Annotated in this window: 10 protein-coding genes; 5 read left to right on the top strand and 5 right to left on the bottom strand. The window is 29.7% G+C overall.

Annotated elements, in window-relative coordinates; all coding sequences use genetic code 11:
* Positions 1–309 precede the first annotated feature (309 nt).
* From HMPREF2561_RS11025 to HMPREF2561_RS10155, 4 genes are all read right to left on the bottom strand, one after another.
* A complete protein-coding gene (locus HMPREF2561_RS11025; protein ID WP_133945160.1) occupies positions 310–438 on the bottom strand; it encodes a hypothetical protein in 129 nt (42 codons plus the stop codon).
* A 13-nt stretch (positions 439–451) separates the two neighbouring features.
* The gene (locus tag HMPREF2561_RS10165; protein ID WP_070468769.1) at positions 452–1,336 is read right to left on the bottom strand and encodes a permease; all 885 of its coding nucleotides are present in this window, start codon (positions 1,334–1,336) and stop codon (positions 452–454) included.
* An 87-nt stretch (positions 1,337–1,423) separates the two neighbouring features.
* Positions 1,424–1,744, bottom strand: coding sequence for an ArsR/SmtB family transcription factor (locus HMPREF2561_RS10160; RefSeq protein ID WP_002449352.1), 321 nt, complete (start codon positions 1,742–1,744; stop codon positions 1,424–1,426).
* A 45-nt stretch (positions 1,745–1,789) separates the two neighbouring features.
* The gene (locus HMPREF2561_RS10155) at positions 1,790–1,984 is read right to left on the bottom strand and encodes a hypothetical protein (protein ID WP_002454594.1); all 195 of its coding nucleotides are present in this window, start codon (positions 1,982–1,984) and stop codon (positions 1,790–1,792) included.
* 282 nt (positions 1,985–2,266) lie between these two features.
* On the opposite strand from HMPREF2561_RS10155, the gene arsD reads away from it, so the two are divergent.
* The 5 genes from arsD to arsC all read left to right on the top strand — a co-directional run bounded on the left by arsD (position 2,267) and on the right by arsC (position 6,485).
* On the top strand, positions 2,267–2,614 hold the full coding sequence (gene arsD, locus HMPREF2561_RS10150) for an arsenite efflux transporter metallochaperone ArsD (protein WP_002449502.1): 348 nt from the start codon (positions 2,267–2,269) through the stop codon (positions 2,612–2,614).
* Positions 2,601–4,325: an arsenical pump-driving ATPase gene (gene arsA / locus HMPREF2561_RS10145; RefSeq protein WP_176743836.1), complete on the top strand. Its 1,725-nt coding sequence runs from the start codon at positions 2,601–2,603 to the stop codon at positions 4,323–4,325. Before arsD ends, arsA begins: the two co-directional genes overlap by 14 nt.
* A 139-nt stretch (positions 4,326–4,464) precedes the next feature.
* Complete coding sequence (locus tag HMPREF2561_RS10140) at positions 4,465–4,779, top strand: ArsR/SmtB family transcription factor (RefSeq protein WP_019835554.1); 315 nt, start codon at positions 4,465–4,467, stop codon at positions 4,777–4,779.
* A 2-nt stretch (positions 4,780–4,781) separates the two neighbouring features.
* Positions 4,782–6,071, top strand: a complete 1,290-nt coding sequence (gene arsB, locus HMPREF2561_RS10135) for an arsenite efflux transporter membrane subunit ArsB (RefSeq protein WP_049437943.1) — start codon at positions 4,782–4,784, stop codon at positions 6,069–6,071.
* An 18-nt stretch (positions 6,072–6,089) separates the two neighbouring features.
* Entirely contained in the window at positions 6,090–6,485 is a 396-nt protein-coding gene (arsC, locus tag HMPREF2561_RS10130) for an arsenate reductase (thioredoxin) (RefSeq protein WP_049437946.1), read from the top strand.
* Between the two features lie 205 nt (positions 6,486–6,690).
* On the opposite strand, the gene HMPREF2561_RS10125 is transcribed toward arsC, so the two are convergent.
* Positions 6,691–6,925 (bottom strand): YdhK family protein (locus tag HMPREF2561_RS10125; protein WP_141743269.1); only part of this gene is annotated, 235 nt, incomplete at its 5' end.

Raw genomic sequence — 6,925 nt, 5'->3', positions numbered from 1 at the left:
CTATATTAATCATTTTTTGATTCTCAAATTTTACGCCACAATAGCTGCATTTTACTAAAGATACTATATATTCAAACAATTTCAGAGTGAGTTATATACAACCTCATTTTTAGTTTTATTTATAATATGATTCTGCGTATCGGTTAATGATGCGGTTTTTAATTAACGTCTTTTTGTTATAAGTCTTAAAGAATATTAAATAAACAACAACATTTTCCTTAACTGAAACGAAAGAACGACAAATTCCATACTATTACATTGGAATTTGTCGTTCATTTATTAGAAGCATATATTTTACAGACTTCTAAATTAATTGTTACAACAATTATTATTATCCTGCTGTTCTTTTTCATTCTTCTCTGTTTTTTCTTCAATTTCTACAGAACAACATGATTGATTCTGAGGTTTTAATTTTTTTAATACGTCTTTGACTCCCATTATCTCACCTCCTTTAAATAACGATGTTCACCATCAAACCTGTAGAAATAGCTACAACTAAAATGGCGATAACGAATGAGATTACAAATTTTTTCTTGAATAGTTTCGATAATAATACAACTTCTGGAATACTTGCACCAGCACCACCAATGATCAAAGCAACAACTGTCCCAAGCGACATTCCTTTTGAAGCTAATGCTTCAGCTATAGGTAACATTGTTTCAGGTCTAATATACATAGGAATACCTATAATAGAAGCAATAAATACGGATATAATGCCACCTCCACTCGCATATTTAGTAATAAATGTTTCGGGTACAAAGCCATATATAAAAGCACCAATAAATACACCGATAAATAAGTAAGGAATCATTGGATATAAGAATGCCCAAGCATCATTTAATGCTTGTTTAAAACGAGATTCATTTTTATTAGCGAAAAACCCATCGCCTTTAACATTTACACCTTTATAAGTTTCAGCTAAATTCATTTTTGAAAATACTAGACCAGTTAAGACACTAAAGATTGCTAGTAAAATAAAATAAACAACAGCAACTTTCCAACCTAATAAGGCCCATAAAATAAATATCATTAATGGATTCATTAAAGGTGACGCAATTAAAAAACTCATTGCAGGACCAAATGGAACTTTAGAATTTAATAAACCTACAAGTATAGGAACTGTAGAACAAGAACAAAATGGTGTCATCGCACCAAAAGCCATTCCCAAAATATAATTAATAGCTTGATTAGGTTTACTTAAAAATTGTTTTATTTTTTCTTCTGAAACTATCTGCTGGATGATACTTACAATAAAGCTCACGATGATAAATAGTATGAATAATTCAAAAAACAACATCACAAATGTTTTTATAAATTCCATAATTGAATCTAACATGAGTATAATGCCTCCAAATTTAATTAATCAATATTTCTTGATGTATTAATCAAAAAAAATTGATTAATACTACATTAAAAAAGATACTTAAAGTATCTTACAACAAGTATCTTCATTTAAAACAACCTGTATTTGCTGCTCATTAATTTTATAATAATTCCATGTGCCATGCTTTTCAGCAATAAGAACATTTGCATCTACTAATTTTTTTAAATGATAAGAAAGTTTAGATTGTTTTATATCTAATAACTCTTCTAAATCACATACACATAATGATTTATTGAAGCTTTGGCTAATTTGATTTAGTATTTTTAATCTGATTTTATCGGCAAGTGCATTAAACATATTTTCATAAAAGTCAAATTGTTGATCTTCACTCATATCAGTCTTTGCTTTAATAACTTCCATAAAAGACCATCCTTTTTATAATATTTCATTGAGTTTATATTATCTTTATTTCAATTCTTGAATTGCTTGTTTATAGTTATTTTTTGTTGATTCTCCATACTGATTAATGTTCCCTTTAAAGAACTCCTTTTCCATATATATTGTAGCTTCTTTTAAATTGATTTCTCTTGATAGCATAACAAGATTTAAATAACTTACAAAGTAACCAACAGTTAAAGTACTTGAATGGTTTACTCGCAATCAAGCACGCCTCCTTATTGTCAACGTAGTTTTATATCATTTAATACATCAACTTTTTTTGATATATTAAATATAAATCAATATCTATATTATCGCAAGAAAAAAAACTATGATTTTACATAAACTTAGGTATTGCTCACAGAAATATTAAAATAATTTTTTTATAAATTGTATTATTAAGAATTAAATTTAGTAAAATTTTTAAAACTCAAACAATAACATAGACACCAATCTATATAGATGTTAATCTATAATCGAAAATTAATTAATGAGGTGAGTATAATGTTAAATATTGAAATATACGAAGAAGCTATGTGCTGTTCTACTGGAGTATGTGGTCCAGAACCGGATGAAACACTAATAAAAGCGAACCAAATCAATGAATATTTAAAGCAAAATCAAATAGAAGTTCAACGTTATAATATGAATAATAATCCGAATGAATTCATTAAAAATCAAGAAGTTATTCGTTTAATTCAAGAAAAAGGTGATGAAGTTTTACCAATCACTTTTATAGAAGGCGGTATAGCTAAAACGGGCGCTTATATTACCCAAGAAGAAGCCGATGAAATCATTACAGTTAATCAAATGAGAAATGGAGGATGCTGTGGTGGAGATGGATGCTGTTAAATACTTAAATAAATTGAATTTAGATAACATTGAGTTAACAAAATATTTGTTTTTTACTGGTAAAGGTGGCGTTGGCAAAACGACGATATCAAGTTTTATTGCTTTAAACTTAGCAGAGAATGGAAAGAAAGTAGCTTTAGTAAGTACTGATCCAGCTAGTAATTTACAAGATGTATTTCAAATGGAATTATCTAATAAATTAACTAAATATCAACCTATACCTAATCTCTCTATAGCCAATTTTGACCCGATTGCTGCTGCAGACGATTATAAAGCACAATCTATAGAACCTTATGAGGGTATTCTACCAGAAGATATGCTTTCTGAAATGAAAGAACAGTTAAGTGGTTCATGTACAGTTGAAGTAGCAGCATTTAATGAATTTACAAATTTTTTATCCGATAAAACTTTAGAACAAGAATTTGATTTCATTATATTTGATACAGCTCCAACAGGTCACACCTTGAGAATGCTTGAATTACCTTCTGCATGGACAGATTATTTAAATACAACGAGTAATGACGCTTCTTGCTTAGGTCAATTATCAGGTTTAAATGAAAATAGAGTTAAATATAATTCAGCACTTGAAAAACTACGTAACCAAGATGATACGACCATGATGTTAGTTGCGAGACCTACTCACTCTTCTATATATGAAATTCAAAGAGCGCAACAAGAATTACAACAACTGTCAATTTCTAAATTCAAAGTAATCATTAACAACTATATAGAAGAAAGTCACGGTTTAATTTCGAGTCAGATGAAATCAGAACAAGATAAAAACATTAATTATTTTACTGAATGGTTAAATAACAATCATGCTTATTACGTTCCATATAAAAAGCAGAAAGAAGAAGGTATAGAAAGTTTAACTAATCTATTAAATGATGATAACTTAATTGAAAATGATGACTTTATTGTTGAAGATCATCCGCAATTCAATAAATTAATCGATGAAATTGAAAATAGTAAAGTTCAATATTTATTTACAATGGGAAAAGGTGGCGTTGGTAAAACGACAGTAGCAACGCAATTAGCTACAACGTTATCTAATAAAGGATATCGTGTTCTTTTAGCAACTACTGACCCTACTAAAGAAATTAATGTTGAAACTACAAGTAATTTAAATACTGCTTATATTGATGAAGAACAAGCATTAGAAAAGTATAAAAAAGAAGTACTAGCCACAGTGAATGATGATACACCACAAGACGATATCGATTATATTATGGAAGATTTAAAATCACCTTGTACAGAAGAAATAGCATTTTTCAAAGCCTTTAGTGACATTATGGAGAATCAAGACGACATGGATTACGTCATTGTAGATACAGCTCCTACAGGCCATACCTTGCTGTTACTTGATTCTAGTGAAAATCATCATAGAGAATTAAAGAAAAAATCAACTCAAACTACCAGTAATGTTGAAACATTATTACCTAAAATTCAAAATAAAAATTTAACACAGATGATAATCGTAACACTAGCAGAAAAAACACCTTATTTAGAATCTAAACGTTTAGTAGAAGATTTAAATAGAGCTAATATAGGCCATAATTGGTGGGTTGTTAATCAATCGTTAGTTACGCTAAATCAACGTGATGACCTTTTTAGTAACAAAAAAGAAGATGAATCATTTTGGATAAACAAGATTAAAAATGAAAGTCTTAATAATTACTTTGTCATACCTTATCGAATATCAGAATATTAATATTATTGATTATAATGAGACCTAGCGTCTACTTTAAACCAGTTAATAATTTAGGAGTTAAGCAAGTATATAATTTATCAAGTGACAATAAAAATTATCAACGTTATAAAAGGTTCCAAGTAGAAAGGAAGAAGAAAAATTGAATTATAAAGAAATTTCACAATACTTAAAAGTGATTGCTGATAGTAGTCGTCTTGAAATATTAGATTTGTTATCTTGTGGTGAATTATGCGCTTGTGATTTATTAGAGCATTTTTCTTTTTCTCAACCCACATTAAGTCATCATATGAAAGTATTAAAAGACAATAATTTAATTACATCTAGAAAGGATGGTAATAAAAATTTATATAAATTGAATCATGATGTATTAGATGACATTACATCACGACTCACTCTATTGAGTTCCAATACTGTCCCATGTATATGTGAAACTGTAGAGAAAGGTGAGTGTTAACAATGACGATATTAGCAATCACTATTTTTCTATTAACGTTAATTTTTATCATTTGGCAACCTAAGGGGTTAGATATTGGTATTACAGCATTGATTGGCGCTATCATCGCCATTATTACAGGTGTTGTTAGTCTCTCAGATGTTATTGAAGTTACAGGGATTGTTTGGAATGCGACGTTAACCTTTGTCGCTGTTATACTCATTTCATTAATTTTAGATGAAATTGGATTTTTCGAATGGGCAGCTATACATATGGTCAGAGCTTCAAATGGTCATGGGTTTAAGATGTTTGTCTACATTATGTTGTTAGGCGCTATTGTAGCAGCCTTCTTTGCGAACGATGGAGCTGCATTAATCCTCACTCCAATCGTGCTCGCTATGGTAAGAAATCTTGGGTTTAATCAAAAAGTCATTTTTCCTTTTATCATTGCAAGTGGATTCATTGCAGATACTACGTCTCTTCCATTAATTGTAAGTAATTTGGTTAATATCGTTTCTGCTGACTACTTCCATATTGGATTTATTGAATATGTAAGTCGTATGATTATTCCAAATCTATTCTCTTTACTTGCAAGTATCGTTGTATTATGGTTATATTTCAGAAAAGTTATTCCTAACCATTTTGAAATTAAAAATCTTAAAACGCCTGATCAAGCCATTAAAGATCCAAAATTATTTAAGTTTTCGTGGATTGTTTTATCAATCTTACTCATTGGTTATATAGTTAGTGAATTTATTCAAATTCCAGTATCGTTAATTGCTTGTTTGATTGCATTTATATTTACTGTATTGGCCTATCAATCGAGAGTAGTAAACACGAAACAAGTGATCAAAGGCGCACCTTGGAATATTGTGCTCTTTTCTATAGGAATGTATTTAGTTGTATTTGGTCTGAAAAACGTGGGTATTACTGCACTATTAGCTAATATTCTATCAAGCATATCAAACTATGGATTATTTAGTAGTGTTATGGGTATGGGTTTCATATCCGCATTCCTTTCAGCCATTATGAATAATATGCCTACCGTATTAATTGATGCAATTGCTATTGGACAATCTGCAACTACCGGTTTAATCAAAGAAGGCATGATTTATGCTAATATTATTGGCGCAGATTTAGGACCTAAAATTACACCTATCGGCTCCTTAGCAACACTACTATGGTTACACGTTTTAACACAAAAGGGAGTAAAAATTTCATGGGGCACATATTTTAAAACAGGTATTGTTATTACGATTCCTGTTCTGTTTATCACATTAGTTGGTTTATACGTTACACTTATTATTTTCTAAAAAAAGAGGAGACTATTTATGGATAAAAAAACAATTTACTTTATATGTACAGGTAATTCATGCCGTAGCCAAATGGCTGAAGGTTGGGCTAAGAACATTTTAGGTGATGAATGGCAAGTATATTCTGGCGGTATTGAGGCACACGGTGTCAATCCGAAAGCAATCGAAGCGATGAAAGAAATTGGAATTGATATATCAAATCATACTTCTAATTTAATTGATAAAAATATACTAAACCAATCCGATTTAGTAGTAACTTTATGTAGTGATGCTGACAATAATTGTCCTATATTGCCGCCGAATGTAAAAAAAGAACATTGGGGATTTGATGATCCAGCAGGCAAACCTTGGTCAGAATTCCAACGTGTTAGAGATGAAATCAAAACCGCCATTGAATCATTTAAAACTAGATAAACTTTAAGCGTCTCAATATCATTGGGACGCTTTTTTATTATTAATTATTTTATACTTTTTGATTTATCTCCAGGATTAGTCATTTTTCTTATCTATTTAATTTACACACTAAAAAATATCCTCCTTAACAATAATAAGTTATTTAAATTATTGATTAAGGAGGATATCTTTATATCTATTTATTTCTCAATCTAGAACTAGATTTTTATCGTGCTTTCAGCTCATTTCCTGTCATCCATTTATGATTTTTAATGATTTTACCATTATCTTTGGATTTGTAATCAACTACGTAAACAGTCGTCTTTTTCACGTTATCTATATTGGCTGTAGCACCTTTCATACCAGACATATGACTTGCTTCTAATTTAACAGTATTGCCTTTACTAAATCCATCTTTAGGTGCATCTTTGATCTCTTCGTTTACGACCCATTTATGATTG

Source organism: Staphylococcus sp. HMSC069E10, assembly GCF_001809205.1.
Taxonomy (GTDB): Bacteria; Bacillota; Bacilli; order Staphylococcales; family Staphylococcaceae; genus Staphylococcus; species Staphylococcus hominis.
The sequence above is the reverse complement of the archived record's forward strand: the minus strand, read 5'-3'. Positions and strand labels throughout refer to the sequence as shown.

Bases quoted from the DNA above. Each gene is read 5' to 3' on its own strand.
- HMPREF2561_RS11025 (WP_133945160.1), bottom strand. From the start codon at position 438: ATGGGAGTCAAAGACGTATTAAAAAAATTAAAACCTCAGAATCAATCA.
- HMPREF2561_RS10165 (WP_070468769.1), bottom strand. From the start codon at position 1,336: ATGTTAGATTCAATTATGGAATTTATAAAAACATTTGTGATGTTGTTT.
- HMPREF2561_RS10160 (WP_002449352.1), bottom strand. From the start codon at position 1,744: ATGGAAGTTATTAAAGCAAAGACTGATATGAGTGAAGATCAACAATTT.
- arsD (WP_002449502.1), top strand. From the start codon at position 2,267: ATGTTAAATATTGAAATATACGAAGAAGCTATGTGCTGTTCTACTGGA.
- arsA (WP_176743836.1), top strand. From the start codon at position 2,601: ATGGATGCTGTTAAATACTTAAATAAATTGAATTTAGATAACATTGAG.
- arsB (WP_049437943.1), top strand. From the start codon at position 4,782: ATGACGATATTAGCAATCACTATTTTTCTATTAACGTTAATTTTTATC.
- arsC (WP_049437946.1), top strand. From the start codon at position 6,090: ATGGATAAAAAAACAATTTACTTTATATGTACAGGTAATTCATGCCGT.